Raw genomic sequence first — 19,892 nt, 5'->3', positions numbered from 1 at the left:
TGCGCAGCAGGCGGTCCACGTCGCCCAGTTCGGCGGCGAGGTGGCTCGAAATTTCGTTGATGGCGCTTAGTTGGCGGGCGCGCTGCTGCGTCTTGTTGAACAGCTGCAGCTTGTCGATGGCGCTCGCCGCGAGGTTGGCGATGTCCCAGAACAGGTCCTGCTGGTCGTCACTGAAGGTGACGCCCGGCTCGCTGTTGGCCGCGACCATCACGCCCAAAACGCCCGTGCCCGTATCCGCCAGCAGCGGCACGCCCATCCACGCTTTGATCGACGTATTGCTGATTTGAGCGTTGGGATCGCGCGTCATGGTTTCACGCACGAAGTCGTCGGTGCGCAGCGTTTGCTGCGTGCGCGCGATCTCGCTGATCAGGTCCAGGCCCATACGCCAGCGCGTGCCCTCTTTCGCCAGGATGCGCTCGTCCCCTTCGTTGTAGAACACGTAGGTGAGTTCATCCATGTTGGGGTTGCGCAGCGCGATGTAAAAGTTCGGCGCGTCGATCACGCGGCTGGTCTGCGCATAGATCAATTCCAGCAGCGTGTCGAAGTCGATGGCGAAGTTCAGCGCGCGGCTGACCTGGCTCAGCACGTCTTGCACGCGCATACGGCGTTCGAGGTCGTCCACGACCTGCGCGCGTTCGACCGCCAGCGCGATCTGGTCGCTCAGGTTTTCGATGAAGCGCAGGTCTTCTTGCGCATACCCGGCCCCGCTGCGCCGCCGTCCAATGGCGAGGAAGCCGTTCAGCGTGCGCTGGCCCTTCAGCCGCACGATCAGCGGCGCGCCCACGACGCCCAGCTTGGCGCGGTCGCTCACGATTTCCAGGGGCAGGGGCCGCCCTTCCTGCAAATAGATCAATCCCGCCTGATCGCGTAAAGCGCGCGCCAGCCCGCCGTCCAGCGCAAACATGACGTCGGTCAGGGGCAGGCCGGTCGCCGGATCCGGTTCGGGCCGGTAGGCTTGCAGGCTGACGTCGCGCACGAACAGTGTGACGTGTTCCGGCGCGAGCGTGTCGTTCAGGTGCCGCTGCACCAGCGCGATCACGTCGCGCAGCGTCACCGCGTTGGCGACTTCGCGTGCGAACTGCTCCAACTGGGCTTGATAGGCGCGGCGGCCCCGGAAATATGTCGCATCCACGAGCCGCTGAAGCGCCTGCCGCAGCGGCATGAACAGCACCGCGATGGCGAACACGGTCACCGCGATCATGATGGGGCTGGATGCCGTGCTAAGCACCGTCCGGCCCAGCAGCAGCGACAGGCCGGTCACCACCAGCCAGTACGCGACCCCCAGCACGCCCACGACCATGGCATACAGCACGCTTTGCGTCACGAAGCGGTCCGCGTCGGCGGGCCGTGACTGCGAGAGCGCGTAAACCATCGTGATCGGGAACAGCACCGGCAGCACTTGATTCAGCAGCACCAGCGCGGTCGGCAGGTGGCCCGTGAAGACCTGCCACACGAATCCGATCAGGGCGGCAGCCATCCACGGGATCAGGCCCAACAGCGCGATGGAAATCTGGTTGTTCGCCAGGGGTGAAGCGGCGCGCACGCGGCGTAACTGCGACATGCCCGCCAGCGCCAGGATGCCGACCACGATCACGCTCAGCGCGAAGAGGACCGTCTGGTGGCTCAGATTGCCCTCGGCGCGGTAAATGACGATGCCCGCCGCGCTGAGCGCCAGACTTGCCACGATTGGAGCCCAGGTCCAGGCCGGGGTGCGCTGCAAGAACGCGTAGCGGTAGGGGAAAATCAGGCCCAGCGAGATCAGCAGCGCGCCGGTGAGGCTGCACGCCATCAGCCACGCTTCGACCATCCAGTGCGTCGTGTGCGCGTCGAACCAACCGCCCAGCGCGACGGACAGTGCCGCGGCCAGCATCGCGCCCAGGCGCACGACCAGCGTCGTGGGCTGGCGGATGAACACCGCCGCGCCGGTCGCCCAGACGACGATCGCGGCGATCCAGCCCAGGCCGAAGTGTCCCGCGAAATCGATATTGGGCATGGTGGCCAGCGTGACGTCGGTCGTGCACAGCAGGGCGTCTTCGCCGGGCAGCGCTTCGCAGGCCATACCCGGTGCCGGGGGCACGTCCATATCGCTGCGCCGGAAGCTCACGACGAGCGTGTCACCCGGTTCGTGCGCCTTCAGCACGTCGCGGAACGCGCCTACGCGCTCGCCAACCGGCAGCCCGGCCAGATCGACGCCATCCAGCGCGATCAGGCGATCTCCGGCGCGCAGTCCGGCGTCGCGGACCGGCCACGCATCGTCCGCGAGGGGTTGGCTGGCGTCCAGCGTCAGGTCGCGCAGGGGCATGACGCCCACAAAGGGCTGCTCGCGCCAGCGCCACGCGGCGGCGGCATCCGCGATCAACAGGATCGCGGCGGCCAGCAGGACGACTGCGGCCAGCAATATACCGGGAAAATGCTCCCGGGATCGGATGTACATGACGTGCGATTGCATTAATCCTGCTCCGCCACTGGCACTTTCACTCAACTTCGTCTTGCATTTTATCACACAACGCGGAAGCGCACCGTGCCCGAATGGTACCTATCTGGCGTGCCGAATGGGGTGCCCCTCGGGTTTGCAGAACGCTAGTTCTGCGGTCCTGTTGTTTTTACTTTTTTCACGGAGTAAGGTTGCCGCTGCGTTGGTGACTATGCTACCTCTGTAGTACCTATCTGTATCACTAGTTATGGGATGAGACTGGAATGAGGAAGTGGATAGTAGTCATTCTCTTGGCCGCCCTGGTGGTCCCGTTCGCGCCTGCCCAGCCGACTCAGACGGCGGAAGCGCAGTCCGGGCCGATGGTGCTGGCCTACTTCTACGGCTGGTATAACAGCGGGCAGTGGGGCGCGGGCGAACTGCTCGACCGCCCGGCGGAACCTTACGATTCGGCGGATGCGGGCGTGATGTCGCGCCAGATCAGCCAGGCGCAGTCGGCGGGCATCGACGGCTTCGTGATGAGCTGGTTCGGCCCCGGCGAGCCGTACACCAGCGGCGTATTCGGTACGCTGCTCAACCAGGCATCGTCGCAGGGCTTCCACGTCGCGGTCGATATCGACATGGGGCAGGGCTTCCTGTCCACCATCGAAGAGGCACAGGGCGCGGTCGATCATGCCATTCACAGCCTGGGCAGCCACCCGGCGTACCTGCGCTACAACGGCAAGCCCGTGATCTTCTTCTGGAACCAGCAGCGCTTCACGCCGCAGCAGTGGGCGGGCGTGCGCAATGCCGTCGATCCCAACCACGACTCGATCTGGATTGCGGAAGGCAACGCGCTGAACTACGTCGGCGTGTTCGACGGCCTGAACCTGTACAACATCGCGTGGAGCGGCAACCCGGCGGGCACGAACGCCACGTGGTCCTCGCGCGTGAAGACGGCGGGCGGCATCTTCGTCGCCACGGCCATGCCGGGCTTCGACGAGTCGCACCTGGGCCGCGCCGATCCCGTCGTGCGCGATCGCGGCAACGGCTCGTTCTTCCAGGCGAGCTTCAGCGGCGCGGTGGCATCCAACCCGCACATGATCATCATCACGAGCTGGAACGAGTTCTTCGAGAACAGCCACATCGAGCCGAGCGCCAACTTCGGCACGCAGTACCTCGACATGGCGCGCGACATGATCAGCCAGTACAAGGCGACCGGATCCGTTCCGGCTGCGCCCGTCGCGCCCGCCGAGGGTGGCGAGGCCGCGCCGCAGGACTCGACCATCCCGCCGCTGGCCGAGGGTCAGCCCGGCGCTGCCCCGACGATCATCAACCTGAACATCCGGCAGGGGCCGTCCACGGATACGCGCGTGGTGGGTGTGGCGTCCGCGCCGAACGTCTACCCGCTGATCGGCAAGAACGCCGACGCGTCGTGGTACAAGATCAACTATGGCGCTGGCGAGGGCTGGATCTCGGCGCAGTACGCCAACGTGCAGGGCGACATCAACGCTGTGCCGGTAACCGAGTAGAGCATTACCACCAACGCAAACTCGTAACGCAACCAACCGGGGCGGGCCATGTGGTCCGCCCCGATGCGTTTTAGTGTGCCGCGTCACTTTTGCCGCGCTCGGCTGTTATGTCCAGTAAGCGGTGGGTGCGCTATAATCCGCCGCGTTGAGCACGCATGAATCGGAGTCAAACAGGGTAATCCATGAGCGAACAAAAGATCCGCGTACTGATCGCCAAGCCCGGCCTGGATGGGCACGACCGGGGCGCGAAAGTGATCGCCCGCGCGCTGCGTGATGCGGGCATGGAAGTGATTTATACCGGCCTGCGCCAGACGCCCGAAATGATCGCGGAGGCCGCGCTGCAAGAAGACGTAGACGTGGTCGGCCTGTCGATCCTCAGCGGGGCGCACATGGCGCTCGTGCCGCGCGTGATCGAGCTGCTGCGCGCCGAAGGACTTGACGACGTAATGGTGGTGGTGGGCGGCATCATCCCCGACGAGGATGCGCCCGCGCTGGCCGAGCTGGGTGTCAGCGCTGTGTTCGGCCCCGGCACGAATACCGAGGCGATCGTGGAGCACATCAACGGCGTGTTCGCGGCATGACGGGTCCGCACGCCGCCCTATCATCCGAGTTTGGCGCGCTGGTGGACGGTGTGCTGGCGGGCAACCGCCGCGCGCTGGCGCGCCTGATCACGCGCGTGGAAAATCGCGTGCCCGGCGCGGATGCGGCCATCGCCGCGCTGTACCCGCATACGGGTCGCGCCGCGATCGTGGGCATCACGGGCGCGCCCGGCACGGGTAAATCGACTGTGGTTAACGCGCTGACCCGTGTGTTCCGCGCGCGCGGGCAGACGGTCGGCATCGTCGCCGTGGATCCCACCAGCCCGTTCAGCGGCGGGGCGGTGCTGGGCGACCGCATCCGCATGAGCGATCACGCCGGGGATGCGGGCGTGTTCATCCGCAGCATGGCGAGCCGGGGCAGCCTCGGCGGCCTCTCCGCGACGACCAACGACGTGACGCGCATCCTCGACGCGGCGGGCTTCGATCTCGTGCTGATCGAGACGGTCGGCGCGGGGCAGAGCGAAGTGGACATCGCGCGCACGGCCTACACCACGATCGTGGTGGACGCGCCCGGCCTGGGCGACGACGTTCAGGCGATCAAAGCGGGCATCCTCGAAATCGCGGACATCCTGGTGGTGAACAAGGCCGACCGGCCCGGCGTGGAGAACACGGTCCGCGCGCTGCGGGCCATGCTCGACCTGGGCCACCGCATGCGCGCCGTGCCGCATCACGGCCAGCGGCTGATCCAGGACGACACGGGCGCTTCCCCCGAATATGATTTCTGGCAGGTGCCGATCCTGAAGACCGTCGCGGCGGAGAATGAGGGCCTGGACGCCGTCGCGGACGCGATCGCGGCGCACGGCGAGCACCTGCGCGAGAGCGGCCAGCGCCAGGAACGCGAGCGGCAGCGCGTCGAGGCGGAGCTGATCGACCGGCTGCGCGAGGTGCTGTTGGCGCGTCTGCTGGCGGCGCAGACCCCCGCTGCGCTCGCGGACGTGGTCGATCGCATGGCGGCGCGCACGCTCGATCCCGGCAGCGCCGTCGCGGAGCTGCTAGCGATCCGCGATTGACGGTTCCTCGGATCAACCGGATTCCGTCCGTTTCTTCCAGAACCTCACCCCCGGCCCCTCTCCAATTCGATTGGAGAGGGGAGACAGGCTGTGCCCGGCGGGGTTTTGTAGGGGCGGGTTAGAAACCCGCCCTGCTTTTCTACCTCCCTGAGTCTAAAAGTTAAAAAGCGCCAAAACGCTCCTACACAACCTGCCGGGTTTTCCCCTGTGCATCCCTTCCCACACCTGTCGTTCACGACCTGTGACCGCTGTGGGCAGCGTTTGGCTTTTCTGTCGGTGAGCGTCAGCCGGTAGTCATGCGGCTGTCAGGCTCCAGCCCATTAACCCCCTAAAATTTGGGGTACACTAAAGGGCACACTTAAACCGATCGGGGGTTTGCGATGAACGAGTATGCTCCCAACCGGCGCAGCTATCTGCGCAGCACTTTGACCGAAGACCAGTGGGCTTTGGCAAACGAAGATGATCTGAGTGATACGGGCGTCGAGATCGAGGATCTCGCGGCAGGGTACGTAGACGACGAACCGCTGCCGCTGGCGCCTTCTTCTCGCGTAGCGTATCGCGCGCGTCTACCGCGCCGGTCGCGGTACGAACCGAACGGGCAGGGCCGCATCCCGGCGCCGCTGCACGAGCAGAGGCATTGGGAAGTCGAGCCGTGGAACGAGCAGCTTGAAACCCAGCACTCGCCGCGACGGGTCGCGTCTCAGCCGCGCCGTGCCGTGCAAAAGTCGCAGGTGGGCAGCAACATCCCGCTGTGGGCGATTCTGCTGCTGGTCGTGCTGGGGCTGACCGCGGTGCTCGTGACCGTGCTGGCCTTCGTGATGGTCCTGTCGCTCCTCTAAAGGGTCACCCCGTTTCCGGCTCACTCTGGCATGTATTAGAGATCCGCTAGAGTGAGCCGGAATGCTTCAAGGCCACCCCTCGATATGTTATAATCCTTCCGGTATTCTAAATTCACTGCGACCATCGGTTAATGAGGTGGGACGGCGGCGCTTGCCTCCGCCCTGCAGGTGCGAGAGGTACGATGTTTAAATCACTGGCAAAAGCCGTGTTCGGTGATCCGAACGAACGAGAACTCAACAAGCACCGCGATATTGTCGAGGACATCAACAAGCTCGAACCGCAGATGAAGGCGTGCAGCGACGCCGACCTGCGCGCCAAAACGGATGAGTTCCGCCAGCGGCTCGAAGACGGTGAGACGCTCGACGACATCCTGCCCGAAGCGTTCGCCGTCGTGCGCGAGACTGCCGTGCGGACCATCGGCCAGCGGCACTTCGACGTGCAGCTCATCGGCGGCATCGTGCTGCACCAGGGCAAGATCGCCGAGATGAAGACGGGCGAAGGTAAGACGCTGACCGCGACCCTGGCGATGTATCTCAACGCGCTCACCGGGCGCGGGGTGCACCTCGTCACGCCCAACGACTACCTGTCCAAGTTCGGCTTGCAGCAGATGGGGCCGATCTATCACTTCCTGGGCCTGACCTCCGCAGTGATCCAGAACCGGGGCGAAAACGACACGATGCACTCCTTCCGCTTCAACCCGGAATGGAGCAGCGACGATGCGCGCTTCCAGTACCTTGAGCCGATCGAGCGGCGCGAGGCGTATCAGGCCGACATCACCTATGGCACGAATAACGAGTTCGGCTTCGACTACCTGCGCGACAACATGGCCCCCAGCCTGGACCGCCTGACGCAGCGCGGCCACTATTACGGCATCGTCGACGAGGTGGACAACATCCTGATCGACGAAGCGCGTACCCCGCTGATCATCAGCGGTCAGGCCGACGCGCCCTCCGACCATTACCGGCTGTTCTCGCGGCTGGTGCGCTCGCTGAAGCCGAGCAGCCAGGAAAGCATCGACGTCGAGGAGCCGGACGGCGATTACGTCGAGGAGCTGCGCACGCGCAGCGTATACCTCACTGAAGCGGGCGTCGAGAAGATCGAGCGCATGTTGGAGCACGAGCACATTCTCCAGGGCGATAACCTCTACGGCCCGGAGAACGCAGAGATGCTGCCCTACCTGGACAACGCGCTGCGGGCGTACGTGACCTACCAGCTCGACAAAGATTACGTGATCATGAACGGGCAGATCATCATCGTGGACGAGTTCACCGGGCGTCTGATGCACGGTCGGCGCTTCTCCGAAGGTCTGCACCAGGCGATCGAAGCGAAAGAAGGCGTCGAGGTCCGGCGCGAAAACCTGACGCTGGCAACGATCACGTTCCAGAACTACTTCCGTATGTACGAAAAACTGGCGGGCATGACCGGTACGGCCATGACCGAGGCCAGCGAGTTCGACGAGATCTACAACCTCGAAGTGACGGCGATCCCCACGAACCTGCCCTGTATCCGCGAGGACAAGCAGGACTACGTGTACATGAACGAAAAGTCCAAGTTCCACGCCGTCGTGGCGGACATCAAAGAGCGCCAGCAGCGCGGCCAGCCGGTGCTGGTCGGTACGACCGCCATCGAGACCAGCGAGCGTCTGAGCAAGCTGCTCGAACGCAGCGGCGTGCCGCACAACGTCCTGAACGCGAAGCAGCACGAGCGCGAAGCCGTGATCATCGCCCAGGCGGGCCGCCCCGGCTCGGTGACCATTGCCACCAACATGGCCGGGCGTGGTGTTGACATCCTGCTCGGCGGTAATCCCGACGGCCTCGCGCGTGAGAAGCTGCGTAAGCGCTACGGCGTCGACATCACCGAGGCCACCGGCGAGCAGTGGCAGGAAGTGCTGGCCGAAGCGAAGGCCGAGATTATCGAAGACCGCAAGAAGGTGCTGGCCGAAGGCGGGCTGTACGTGCTGGGCACGGAGCGCCACGAGGCGCGGCGCATCGACAACCAGCTTCGTGGCCGGTCGGGCCGCCAGGGTGACCCCGGCGAGAGCCGCTTCTACCTCTCGCTCGAAGACGACCTCATGAAGCGCTTCGGCGGCGACCGCGTGAAGAACTTCATGAAGTGGGCTGACATGCCCGAAGACATGCCCATCGAGCACGGCATGATCTCCAAGTCGATCCAGCAGGCCCAGGTGCGCGTCGAAGGCCACAACTTCGACATCCGCAAGCACGTGCTCGAGTACGACGACGTGGTGAATAAGCAGCGCGAGACGATCTACAACCAGCGCCGCATGATCCTGAACGCCCAGCCGGGCGAGCTGCGTGAGCAGATCCAGCGTATGCTGGCCGAGGAGCTTCACGAGCTGGTGAACGAGCACGTCCACGGCGATCCCGACGAGTGGGCCGTGGACGAGCTGCACCGCGCCGCCCTGACGATTTATCCCGTCCCGGCGCACATCACGCCCGATGCGCTCGCGGACGCGCCCAATGCCGACGAGATCGAGCTGATGCTGGTCAAAGGCGCGCTTCAGGTCTACGACGAGCGCGCGGAGCGTTTCGGCGACGAATGGATGAATATGGCCGAGCGCCACGTCATGCTGGCGGTGGTGGACTCGCTGTGGCAGCGCAACCTGACCGACCTCGACATCCTGCGTGAAGGCATCGGGCTGATGGGCTACGGCGGGCGCGACCCGCTGGTGGAGTACAAGCGCGAAAGTTACGCCATGTGGACCGCGCTGCAAGAGGAAATTCGCGGCAAGGTCGTGCGCGATATCTTCCGCGTCGCCCCGCGCGAGCAGCAGCCCAGCGCGGCGCGCATCCCCACGCAGCTACACCTGAGCAACATCCGCGCCGGGCGCGGCGCGATGCCCACCGTGGCCTCCAGTGACGGCTCCGGTGGGGCGGCTCCGACGCCCGCGCGCACTGCTGCGCCCGAACCTGCGCGAAATGCGGGAATGTACGATAATGTGGGACGTAATGACCCATGCCCCTGCGGCAGTGGCAAGAAGTTTAAGAACTGCCACTATCGTTTGCTGCAGGAACAGCGGCAGACGGTGGCGCCCGACGCGGTGAAACGCACGGCGGCGTCCCGGCGTCGGCGCTAGCGGATCGGCCACCGGGGCCGGTCACGATCCATCCACGAATACAACCGGCGCGCGTGACGGGTGGCACGCTGCGCCGGTCACTTACCGACCGCGCGAGCAAAGAGGAACACGCCTCATGGCAGACGCAAACAAGCTGGCGGCCAGTCCGATGGACGACATGGAGCCTTTTTTGCTTGAGTTTATTCAGGGCCGGATCAACACTTTCATCAAGTGGGATCTGGTCCGTTTTTTTAACGATCACCCCCATACCAGCGAAACGGCGGAGTCGATCGCGCGCGTCCTGGACCGTGACGTGCGCACGCTGGAGCCGGAGCTGGTGCAGTTGGTACACGACGGGCTGGTCGAGATGGATAACCTGGGTGGGCTGCGCATCTTCACGCTGACGGACGATCCGCAGACGCGGCACATGATCGATCGATTCCTTGACGCTTGCGATGATCGCCAGTTTCGAGTTAAGGCTATTTATCACGTCATTCGCAGCCTGCGCTAGCCGGGCCGTCTGGGTCGGGGGCACACCACGACCAGGAGAGAGCAGCCTATGTCTTGGAGCGACATCCACCAATTGTTAACCCTTGTTGGATGGGTTCTCGTTGCCGCGTTTATCCTCGTTCTGGCCTTGATCGCGCGCTTTTACGAGCAGATGGCGTCGCAGCGCACCTACTACCAGTTGTTTGCCGTGCCGGTGATCCTGTTTGGCGCGGCGGCGGTGCGGATCATCGCGGCGGGCAAAATCGCCGGGGACGCGTGGCTCGATTTGCTGCTGCTGCTGGGTGGCGCGAGTCTGGCGGTGTTGGCGCATCGCACCTATCGTCTAATGACCAGCGGGCGCTAGGCGCGCCGGGAAATCGAGAGGACCGTCGATGGAAAATATCCTGGCCCTGCTCAGTGTTGCGGCGCCCCTGGCTCTGATCTACGGGTTGTACGTCATGGCGCAGATCAGCCAGCGCTTCGGATCGGTGACCAAGCGCCCGCCGTACTACCGCTGGTTTTACGTGGCGATGGTGCTGATGCTGATTCCCGCAGCCATCCGGCTGCTTGCGCCGGGGATCGGGGACGGCGGCGTGCTGGATGACAGCGCTGCCGAGGCATTTTTGTATTCGGTTCCATTTGCAATTAGCCTGGGGGTGGCGTTGGCGGCGGCCTGGCGCTACTGGAGCTGGCTGATCGTTCATTCACAGGATGAGCCGGGCGGTGGACCGGCTAAAGCACCGTCGCGCAGAAGATGATCTTGAACGCGAACACGTCGGCCTTTATGTCCGCGCTGAATGCGCCCCGCGATATCAGCCTGATCGCTGATACGGAGGGCGCGATTTGTTTTGCGTCGCCCGATGCCGTGCGCTTTTACGGCAGCGTCCAGGCGGGCGCGGTGGAAGGGCGCTCGATGTTCGACCTGATCGTGCCCGACGATCGCGCCCAGGTGCGGGCGTGGTGGGCGGATCTGTGCGACGAGGGCGCGGCCTCCGGCGAGATCCGGCTGGGCGCGCTGGGGGCGGCGGATCGTCACGTGCCGGTGCATATCATCGCGTGGCGTCTGCCCGGTGGCCAGCAGTACCTGTTGAAGCACCATTTCGAGGACAACACGCGCGAGCGCCTGCTGACGCTGTACTCGATCTTGCTGGCGACGTCCGGCACGCTGGAACTGGAAGCGCTGCTCGATACGGTGCTGGACCAGTCGCTGCGGTTGATCCCGGCGGACAGCGTGACCGTGTTCCTGGTCGATCGGGACGACCGGCTCCGCGTGATGCGCAGCAGCGGCCCCCGGCCCGAACAGCTTTCGCCGGACGAGATTGAAACCCTTGGGGAGTTCCATACGACCCGCACCCTGCGCGAAACGGGCCGTGCGCTGCTGATCCCGGACTGCGCGAACGAGCCGACCTGGGTCAAACTGGCGGGTAGCCAGCATATTCGGAGCTGGCTGGGCGCGCCGCTGATCTACCACGGCGACTATTTGGGCCTGATCTCGCTCAACAGTACGCAGACGAATGCTTTCAGCGCCGAAGACGCCGATCTGCTTCAGGCATTGGCGAGTCAGGTTGCCGCGGCGTTTTCCAGCGCGTATATGTACGAAGAAAAGCATCGGCGCGTGCAGCAGTACGAAGCGGTCAGCGACGTCAGTCTGGCGTTGGGGCACGTTGATCTGGGCGGGCTGCTCGACGTGGTCTACCAGAAGATCAACAGCCTGATGGACGCCACCACGTTTTATATCGGGCTGTATAATCCCGAAACGCAGGTGGTCAGGATTACCGGCGCGTACGATCACGGCTTCTGCCGTGACGACGAATTTCAAAGCGCCGATGCGGGGCTGTTGGGCCGCGTGCTGCGTTCCCACGAGCCGGTGATCATCTTCGATACCGCTGACGACGCGCTGCCGCAGGAAACGATTATCGACGGCGAAGTGCCGCGCAGCATCCTCATGATGCCGCTGATCACTCAGGACGAAACGGTCGGCGTGCTCAGCGTACAGAGCTACCAGCCGGGCGCGTATACGCCCGACGACATCGCCCTGATGGAAACCCTCGCCGGGCCGATTGCCAGCGCGATCCAGAACGTGCAGTTGTTCGAAGAGACGTCGAACCGGCTGGCGATGCTGGAAGCGATTCACCGCCTGGGCCTGGCGCTGGCCGCCGGGCACGATCTCGAAGGGATCGCGGGGCTGGTGCTGTCTGCGACGCAGGATCTGTTCCAGCCGCGCGAAGCCTGGATGCACTTGGTCGATGACCCGTCGTGGGGCGCGGCGTATCGCCTGGAACAGCACGGCAGGAGCGCCGACGAGCCGCGCGATCTGCATATCTTACGTGGGGACGCGATCTACCGCGTCGATGCGCTGGATCAGGTGCTGCGCGGTACGACGCTGGTGCTGCTCGAAGCGGAGAGCGCCGATGGGCTGGCGCAGTTTGCGACCGGCTGGCCGGTGCGCACGGCGGTGCTGTGTCCGATCCGCTATGGAGGGCAGATGCTGGGCGCGCTGACGCTGCTCTACGACCAGCCCCACACCCTGACCAGCGACACCCTGCGCGCCCTGGATCTGGTGTGCATGCAGGCCGCGACCGCGTTCGACAACGTGCGCTATCACATCAGCCTGCGCCGCCGCCTCGATGAAGTCAGCGCGCTGTATGAGCTGGCGCAGCGCGTTAGCAGCAGCCAGTCGCTCGATGACATCCTGCGCATCGTGGTCCGCACGGTGCAGCAGGTGTTTGGGTGCCGCTCGGTATCGATCAGCCTGCTGGACGACGCCGGGGAGATGGTCGTGGTGCGCGCGTCGATCGGCATCGATCCGCGCCTGCTGCCCAACGCGCGTTTCAAGCTGGGCGAGCCGGTCGCGGGGCAGGTGGTTTCGACCGGCAGCGTGATTTATGTGCCCGATACGCGCACCCAGCGCGATTTCCGCGTGGTGGATCCCGCGATTCTCTCGCTGCTGTGCGTGCCGCTCACCGTGCAGGACCGCGCCATCGGCGCCCTGAGCATCGACAGCGAGCAGCCCTATGCGTTTACGCCCGATCACGAGCGCCTGCTGACGATCGCGGGTGGGCAGATCGCCGCCGCGATCCAGACCATGCACCTGCTGAACGAGACCCGCGAGCGCGCCGCCGAGCTGTCCGCGGCCAATGCGAGTCTCAAGGAAGTGGACGCCCTGCGCGACGAGCTGATCGCCAACGTCAGTCACGAGCTGCGTAGCCCGCTGTCGCTGGTGCGCGGTTATACCGGGCTGCTGCGCGACGAGGAAATGGGGCCGATTACGGGCGAGCAGGCCGAAGCGCTGGCCGTCATCGACGACAAGACGCGCTCCATCAGCCGCCTGATCGATGACATCCTCGCCCTGGAACGCATCCGGCACGATACGCTCGACCTCGGCCCGGTGAACCTGAACGACCTGTGCGAATCCGCCTGCAAGGGCGCGGCGCTGATCTACGGCGAGCGCGGCCTTCAGTTCGATGCGCAGCTTGTGCCCGGCGCGTATGTGATCGATGCGGATCGTGACCGGCTCAATCAGGTGTTGGATAACCTGATCGGCAACGCGGCGAAGTTTTCCCCCGATGGCGAGACGATCACCCTGCGCACCAGCGTCGATCCGTCCGAGCCATCCTTTACGATTTCCATCACCGATCACGGCATTGGCATCGCCCCGGAAAAGCTGGCGCATATCTTCGAGCGGTTCTATCAGGGGGATCGTATGATTAAGCACCGCTATGGCGGCGCGGGCCTGGGTCTATCCATCGTGCAGCGCATCACCGAGGCGCACGGTGGCCGGGTTGGCGTCGAAAGCCAGGAAGGCCAAGGCAGCACGTTTATCGTGACCCTGCCGCTGGAACCGGAGCAGCCTCATGAGGATGTTTAGCGTCGGGCAGGTGATCGATCGCAATAGTTCCGTCTGGCACCAGATCCGCACCTGGCCTAAGGTCGATCTGCACCGCCACCTCGAAGGCTCGCTGCGCCTGTCTACGCTGGTCGAGATCGCCCGCGACTACCAGATCCCGCTGCCCTCAAGCTCCCCCGAAGCGCTGCGCCCGCACGTCCAGATGGTCGAGACGGACGAGGCGAGTTTTGGCGTGTTCCTGAGCAAGTTTGGCGCGCTGCGGCAGTTTTTTCGCTCGCGCGAGATCATCCGCCGCGTTACGGTGGAGGCGATCGAAGATGCCGCCGCCGATAACGTGAAGTACCTTGAGCTGCGCTTTACACCCAACGCGCTGGCGCGGCACAACGGCTACAGCTACGAGCAGGTAATCGAGTGGGTCTGCGAGGCGACGACTTACGCCCGGCGCAAGCTGGACATGCAGGTCCGCCTTATCGTGTCCGTCAACCGCCACGAGAGCCTCGCCATCGCGGAGCGCACCCTGGCCGCCGCGCTGGACCTGCGCTGCGACGCGATCGCGGGCGTGGATCTGGCCGGGCTGGAGGTCGGGCACAGCGCCGATCCGTTCCAGGCTCTGTTCCGGCAGGCGCACGCCGCCGGGCTGTGCGTCACCATTCACGCGGGCGAGTGGGACGGTCCCAAGAATATCCACGATGCGGTGACGCGCATCGGGGCGGATCGCATCGGGCACGGAGTGCGGATCGTGGAAAGTCCGCGCGTGCTGGAACTTGTGCGCGAGCGCGGCGTGCCGCTCGAAATTTGTCCCACGAGCAACCTGCAAACCGGTGCGGTGCACCACCTTGCCGAGCATCCGCTGGCGGCGCTGTTCGAGGCGGGGCTGTGCGTCACGATCAACACCGACGATCCGTCGCTGAGCAGCATCACGCTCACGGACGAGCTGGCGCTGGCGCACGTGGCGATGGGCCTGCCGCTGGATGCGCTGAAGACGATCACGCAGAACGCGGCGCAGTCGGCCTTTTTGCCCGACGACGACCGCGCGGCGCTGGTCGCGCAGTTCGACGCGGCGCTGTGCGCGGTGTGATTCCTGCGTGGCGCGCAGTTGATGTGGTTCTCCAGGCCCACCCGCACAGGTGGGCCTTTTTGATCGGGTTTTTAGAGACCTTTCACGCGCCTGGGCCGTCTTTTTAAATAGTCCTATAATGCATGTATTAGCGCGGTTCATGACGACTTTTTGAGGAGGAGCCTGTTATGAAATCCTTTAGAGTCCTTCTGGGGGTTATGGTCTGCGCTGCCTTGCTGGCACCGGTAACGACCTGGGCGCAGGATGATCAGGCGTCCCTGATCGCCAACGGTGATTTTGTGCGAGGAATGTCTTATTGGGTCCGCGATCAGCCCTGTGCCGACTGCAGCATGGCGGTTCAGCCGGAGGCGTACGCCGGGTCTCCGGCGCTGGCCTGGGAGCGGACGAACAGCGGCAGCGTCGGCAGTGCGGTCTCCGCGTGGCAGCCGCTCGATTTCGACGTGACGGGGTACGGCAGCCTGTGGCTTTCGATGAAAGTCCTCGTCGAGCGGCATACGCTGCCCAACAGCGGATGGTGGAGCGATCAGAATGCGGGCAGCGGGGAATATCCGGTTAAGGTCAGCCTGACCTTTCTGGACGAGCAGGGCCAGTCGTTCGAGTGGGCCTATGGTTTCATGATCACCCACGACGGCGCGACCGCGCTGCGCAACTTTTTCATCGAGCCGGGCGGAGAATGGTCTTCGTTCGAGGCGGACGTGTTCGACGCGTCGCAGTGGCTGGGGCCGCTCGGCCAGCCGCTGCCGCGCCCGGTTCACCTGACCCGGATCACGGTGGGCGGCAGTGGTTGGGATTTTAAAGGCGCGGTGGCGAATCTGAGTCTGACCGGTATGGCGGGAGACACGTCCGGCGGCGGATCGACCGGGAGCGACGGCACGTCCGGCGATGGTGCAGACGATCAACTGGGCGATCACATGGGCGATCAGACAGTCTGCGCGCCCTTGACCGCCGAGGAATACCCGATCGTGTCGGCGGCGGAAGATCAGCCCAGTCACTTTGAGTACCGCGACCGCCTGACGGATGCAATCTTGGGCGTGCGGCGTTCCTGGCGCGAGCCGGACTCCGCCGTGAAAGTCGATGCTGCCAATCGGGCTATCAACCCGTTCGGCTATCTGCTGGCGGCGGATGCAGGCGGGACCACGTATACGCTGTACTATCACGACAGCGTGCTGATTTCCGACGTCTCGTCTTTTTACCCGGTCGCGGTCAACAGCAGCGGGACGGATTTCCGGCTGCTGCTCGACACGGTGAGCCAACCGGCGACCCTGATCGTGATGCCGGAGACGGTCGCCAACGTCGACACGCAGACGTTCTTCTGGATTGCGCCGGTTTATGCCGGTGACGATCTGGTCGAGGTGGAAGTCGATTGGAACGCGGGGCTGTTTTATGTGCGCCGTGCGGGGCAGGTGGTTTATACCGTCACGCCGTCCGGGCCGTTTGTCGAGCCGCCGGTCAAGGCGCTGTGGTCGTGGGACGGCCATTGGGTGCTGGAAGTGGACGGCACGGTGCTGGTGGATGGAGAAAGCCTCAACGCGCAGTTGGGCTATGACGAGATCTTCGGCTGGCAGTTGATCGCGGGCTGCCCGTTCTATTTCTTCAAGCAAAACGGGCAGATCGGTGTTTCGTATGGCGGGCAGACGCTGCCCTATACCTACCAGGATGTCGCACACTACATGTGCTGTGAGCCGTCCATGTTCAATCTCAGCGGCAACGGCACGATGGTGTGGTTCCACGCCCTGCGCGACGGTATGTGGTACTACGTGGAAATGGGCGCATACCCGACCCAATAACGCGGGGAGCGCGATCGGCTCGCGGCGGATCGACAAAGGGATGGGTTCAACCCATCCCTTTTTGCCTTTGGTGAGATAGAAATGGCGGGTAAGGCAGTGCTATCCGACGCGCTCGATCAGGTCTGGGCTGTCGTAGGCCACGGCGTTGACCTTGCGCGAGACGGGGTAGGCGGTCATAGCGTCCGCCGGGTAGGGCCGCATCAAGGTGGTCAGCGCGGCCTGATCCTTGTTGTCGGGATCGAGCCAGGCGCCGTACGCCTCGCGCGGCAAAATGATCGGCATCCGGTTGTGGATGGGCGCGATCAACTCGTTGGGCGGCCCGGTGATGATCGTGCAGGTCGTGATCGCCTCGCCGCTGTCCGGTTCGGTCCAGCGTTCCCACAGGCCCGCGAAGCCGAACACCTCGTGATCGGTCATCGAAATGTACATCGGCACTTTGGGACCGCTGTCCTGCTTTTGCCACTCGTAGAAGCCGTCCGCGACGATCAGGCAGCGGCGGCGTGCAAAGGCGGTCCGAAAGGTCGGTTTTTCCGTCAGCGTTTCGCTGCGCGCGTTGATGAGGCGGCTGGCGATCGACGGGTCTTTCGACCACGACGGAATCAGCCCCCAGCGCATCACCTTCAGCGCGTTGTCGTCGCTGCCGGTCTCGCGCACGACGGTCAGCACCGGCTGCGTGGGCGCGATGTTGAATCGCGGCGGCAGGTCCGGTGGCATGCCGGGCAGCGTGAACGCCTGCGCCAGCGTGTCAGGATCGGGAATCGTGAGAGTGAATCGTCCGCACATGTGTTCGATTATAGCTCCGATTTGCCGCCAATGCAACACTTAGCGCGCCCATGAGCGGCGTGTGTTCCCCTTGCCACGCGCCGTTCATGGTTTTCACTACTGGACACTGGCGCGCATTTCAGCTACAAATTGGAATAGGATCGTTAGTGTCTGCCAGAGAAAGGAGCCAGGCATGTCCACACGGGGCATCTGCAACCGCGATGGGGAAGTTTTTGGCTACCTCGCGGGGAAGCAGATCTATGATCTACAGGGAGAGAAGACCGGGGTCCTCGACGGGCGCGTGGTCTACGATCTCAACGGGGGCCGCCAGTGGCTGCTCGACGGCGATGCCCTGCTCGATCTGAAGGGAAACGTCATCGGCTACTTAGGCGCGCCGGTGACGGACGAAGAAGGGCAGGAGATGCTTTAACGGGCGCGGTGCGTTTGCGCCGCCGTTGATATAAGCAGGGACACATGAGTCAAGACATCAAGAAGTTGAACTCGATGCGCTTTCTGGAAGCCCAGAAAGTGACCTATGAGGCGTTCAGCTATTCGCCGGACATCGTTGACGGCGTTCACGCGGCGGAAGCGATGGGCGCGTCGCCGTCCGAGGTCTATAAGACGCTGGTGGTGCAGGTCGATAACGAGCACGCGCTGGTCATGATCGCGTCGGATCGCACGCTCGATCTCAAGCAGTTCGCGCGGGCGATCGGCAAAAAGAAGGCGACGATGACCACCAAGCGCGGCGCGGAGGCGGCCACCGGTCTGAAGACGGGCGGCATCGGCGCGCTGGCGCTGACCATGAAGCGTTGGGGCGTCTACCTGGACGAGCAGGCCAAACAGCACGAGGCGATCTTCGTCAACGGCGGGCAGCGCGGCGTGAACCTGAAGGTGAAGGTGGACGACCTCGTGCGCGTGCTGAACGCGAGGGTCGTGGACGTGTCCAAACCGATGGAAGGCGCCGAAAGCGACGAGGGCGAATAAACGAGCAGGGCGGGTGTAAACCCGCCCTGGCAGCGTCAGACGACCATCATACAGGCCCGCTCAAAACGGCGGCGCTGTAGAGGGCAGGTGTCAAGCCTGCCCTTTTTTATCCTGTCGAGACTTCGTTCGCGCTATGACGAGGTGGCGATGTAGCGCTTCAGCGATCCCGCGAGGTTGCTCAGCGGCATAGTTTGCAGCCACACCCGGCCCGGCCCGGTGACCGTCGCCAGGAACAGCCCCTCGCCGCCCATGAACATATTCATGACGCCCTTGACCATTTCCACGTCGTAGCTGCACGTCGGCTCGTACATGGCGATGTGGCCGGGGTCGATCTTCAGGCGCTCGCCTGCCTTCAGCTCGACCATCTGCACTTCGCCCGCGATCTCCACGAACGCCGTGCCAGGGCCGGTCAGCTTTTGCAGGATGAAGCCCTCGCCGCCGAACAGGCCGGAGCCGAGCTTGCGCCGGAAGTGCATCTCCAACTGCACCGTCTCTTCGGCGCACATGAACGCGTCCTTCTGGCAGATCATGCTGTAGCCGGGCTTGAGCGCGAGCGGGATCACCTTGCCGGGGCTTTCGGGCGTGAAGGTGATCATGCCCTGATCCACCTGGCAGGTATAGGTCGTCATGAACATACTTTCACCGGCCAGCTTGCGGCCAATCATGCTGCCCAGGCCGCCCTTGCCGCTGGTTTTCATGTCGATGCCGTCTGTCATCCACGCCATGCCACCGGACTCGGTATAGATCGATTCGCCGCGCGCCAGGGTGACTTCGAGCGCTTGCATTACGGTCCCGTGAATTTTGTATTCCATGTACTGTTTCTCCTTGCGCAGTCATCCACGTACCCACTAATTGTACATGCGAACGGATTTGCGCGCGCGCCCCAACGATTGGGGGAGTGGGGCGCTGCGGGGCAAAAAACAGGGCGGGTTGCAAACCCGCCCCTACAGAACCTGTATTCTCGCGTGTTTTTCCTCTCCAATCCGGTTGGAGAAAGGCCGGGGATGAGGTGCTTTTTGACCTCGAACCGCCCGTATCACGCGCTTGCTTTTGCCTTTGTTCTTGCTCTTAGCTAATCGCTAACGGCTAACCGCCGCTTTCCAGCTACATCAGGAACATCGGCATGCCGAAGACGTGGCGCACCTTCGGGCGGTATGTTTCCACGTCGTACAGTTCCGCCACGTTCACACGCTTGACGCCCTGCATGATCGTGCTGATGTTGATATCGGTGTACAGCCCACGCTGGAGCGCGACCATGCGGCCAAAGCGCCCCTGCTCGACGAGGCTCATCGCCATCTGCGCGTAGTTGGCCGCCACCATCAGGTCGAGCGAGTCCGGCGCGCCGGAGCGCATCAGGTACGCGACCTGCTGGTAAATGATATTCTGGCCGGTCAGATCCTTGAGCATCTCGCCCACCACGGAACCGATGCCGCCCAACTTCTGGTGGCCGTAGGCGTCCGCCTCGCCGCGCTGCACGATCT

Annotated in this window: 16 protein-coding genes and 1 pseudogene; 13 read left to right on the top strand and 4 right to left on the bottom strand. The window is 64.1% G+C overall.

The window, feature by feature from the left end; translation table 11 throughout:
• Positions 1 to 2,449 (bottom strand): GAF domain-containing protein (locus tag V7116_RS19810; RefSeq protein ID WP_324393702.1); only part of this gene is annotated, 2,449 nt, incomplete at its 3' end.
• Between the two features lie 248 nt (positions 2,450 to 2,697).
• On the opposite strand from V7116_RS19810, the gene V7116_RS19805 reads away from it, so the two are divergent.
• From V7116_RS19805 to V7116_RS19755, 11 genes are all read left to right on the top strand, one after another.
• The gene (locus V7116_RS19805) at positions 2,698 to 3,942 is read left to right on the top strand and encodes an endo-1,3-alpha-glucanase family glycosylhydrolase (RefSeq protein WP_324393701.1); all 1,245 of its coding nucleotides are present in this window, start codon (positions 2,698 to 2,700) and stop codon (positions 3,940 to 3,942) included.
• 182 nt (positions 3,943 to 4,124) lie between these two features.
• A complete protein-coding gene (locus V7116_RS19800) occupies positions 4,125 to 4,523 on the top strand; it encodes a cobalamin B12-binding domain-containing protein (protein ID WP_324393700.1) in 399 nt (132 codons plus the stop codon).
• Positions 4,520 to 5,551: a methylmalonyl Co-A mutase-associated GTPase MeaB gene (gene meaB, locus V7116_RS19795; RefSeq protein WP_324393699.1), complete on the top strand. Its 1,032-nt coding sequence runs from the start codon at positions 4,520 to 4,522 to the stop codon at positions 5,549 to 5,551. The genes V7116_RS19800 and meaB overlap by 4 nt, the downstream gene beginning before the upstream one ends.
• 380 nt (positions 5,552 to 5,931) lie before the next feature.
• Positions 5,932 to 6,390 (top strand): hypothetical protein, encoded by a 459-nt coding sequence (locus tag V7116_RS19790; RefSeq protein WP_324393698.1) that lies wholly within the window; start codon positions 5,932 to 5,934, stop codon positions 6,388 to 6,390.
• 182 nt (positions 6,391 to 6,572) lie between these two features.
• Positions 6,573 to 9,485 carry a preprotein translocase subunit SecA gene (gene secA / locus V7116_RS19785; RefSeq protein ID WP_324393697.1) on the top strand — a complete coding sequence of 971 codons (2,913 nt, stop codon included), beginning with the start codon at positions 6,573 to 6,575 and terminating at the stop codon, positions 9,483 to 9,485.
• 115 nt (positions 9,486 to 9,600) lie between these two features.
• The gene (locus tag V7116_RS19780; RefSeq protein ID WP_324393696.1) at positions 9,601 to 9,975 is read left to right on the top strand and encodes a hypothetical protein; all 375 of its coding nucleotides are present in this window, start codon (positions 9,601 to 9,603) and stop codon (positions 9,973 to 9,975) included.
• Between the two features lie 48 nt (positions 9,976 to 10,023).
• Positions 10,024 to 10,317 (top strand): hypothetical protein, encoded by a 294-nt coding sequence (locus V7116_RS19775; RefSeq protein ID WP_324393695.1) that lies wholly within the window; start codon positions 10,024 to 10,026, stop codon positions 10,315 to 10,317.
• A 28-nt stretch (positions 10,318 to 10,345) separates the two neighbouring features.
• Positions 10,346 to 10,711, top strand: coding sequence for a hypothetical protein (locus V7116_RS19770; RefSeq protein WP_324393694.1), 366 nt, complete (start codon positions 10,346 to 10,348; stop codon positions 10,709 to 10,711).
• A 2-nt stretch (positions 10,712 to 10,713) separates the two neighbouring features.
• Positions 10,714 to 13,821 (top strand): GAF domain-containing protein, encoded by a 3,108-nt coding sequence (locus tag V7116_RS19765; protein WP_324393693.1) that lies wholly within the window; start codon positions 10,714 to 10,716, stop codon positions 13,819 to 13,821.
• Complete coding sequence (add, locus tag V7116_RS19760; RefSeq protein ID WP_324393692.1) at positions 13,808 to 14,878, top strand: adenosine deaminase; 1,071 nt, start codon at positions 13,808 to 13,810, stop codon at positions 14,876 to 14,878. Before V7116_RS19765 ends, add begins: the two co-directional genes overlap by 14 nt.
• 167 nt (positions 14,879 to 15,045) lie before the next feature.
• Positions 15,046 to 16,665, top strand: a complete 1,620-nt coding sequence (locus V7116_RS19755) for a hypothetical protein (protein ID WP_324393691.1) — start codon at positions 15,046 to 15,048, stop codon at positions 16,663 to 16,665.
• Positions 16,666 to 16,764: 99 nt separating this feature from the next.
• Here the strand turns inward: V7116_RS19755 and V7116_RS19750 are convergent, their stop codons facing one another.
• A complete protein-coding gene (locus V7116_RS19750; protein ID WP_324393690.1) occupies positions 16,765 to 17,448 on the bottom strand; it encodes an SOS response-associated peptidase in 684 nt (227 codons plus the stop codon).
• A gap of 172 nt (positions 17,449 to 17,620) precedes the next feature.
• Here V7116_RS19750 and V7116_RS19745 point away from each other — a divergent pair, with 172 nt between their 5' ends.
• Together V7116_RS19745 and V7116_RS19740 are read left to right on the top strand one after the other, a co-directional pair.
• Positions 17,621 to 17,857: a 4-fold beta flower protein gene (locus tag V7116_RS19745; RefSeq protein ID WP_324393689.1), complete on the top strand. Its 237-nt coding sequence runs from the start codon at positions 17,621 to 17,623 to the stop codon at positions 17,855 to 17,857.
• A 44-nt stretch (positions 17,858 to 17,901) separates the two neighbouring features.
• The gene (locus V7116_RS19740) at positions 17,902 to 18,411 is read left to right on the top strand and encodes a YbaK/EbsC family protein (protein ID WP_324393688.1); all 510 of its coding nucleotides are present in this window, start codon (positions 17,902 to 17,904) and stop codon (positions 18,409 to 18,411) included.
• Between the two features lie 131 nt (positions 18,412 to 18,542).
• Here the strand turns inward: V7116_RS19740 and V7116_RS19735 are convergent, their stop codons facing one another.
• Together V7116_RS19735 and V7116_RS19730 are read right to left on the bottom strand one after the other, a co-directional pair.
• Positions 18,543 to 19,223, bottom strand: a complete 681-nt coding sequence (locus V7116_RS19735) for a TIGR00266 family protein (RefSeq protein ID WP_324393687.1) — start codon at positions 19,221 to 19,223, stop codon at positions 18,543 to 18,545.
• A gap of 292 nt (positions 19,224 to 19,515) precedes the next feature.
• Positions 19,516 to 19,892, bottom strand: a pseudogene (locus tag V7116_RS19730) (phosphofructokinase); the annotation flags it as partial.

The sequence above is a fragment of the Aggregatilinea sp. genome, assembly GCF_036822615.1.
Classification (GTDB): Bacteria; Chloroflexota; Anaerolineae; order Aggregatilineales; family Aggregatilineaceae; genus Aggregatilinea.
The sequence above is the reverse complement of the archived record's forward strand: the minus strand, read 5'-3'. Positions and strand labels throughout refer to the sequence as shown.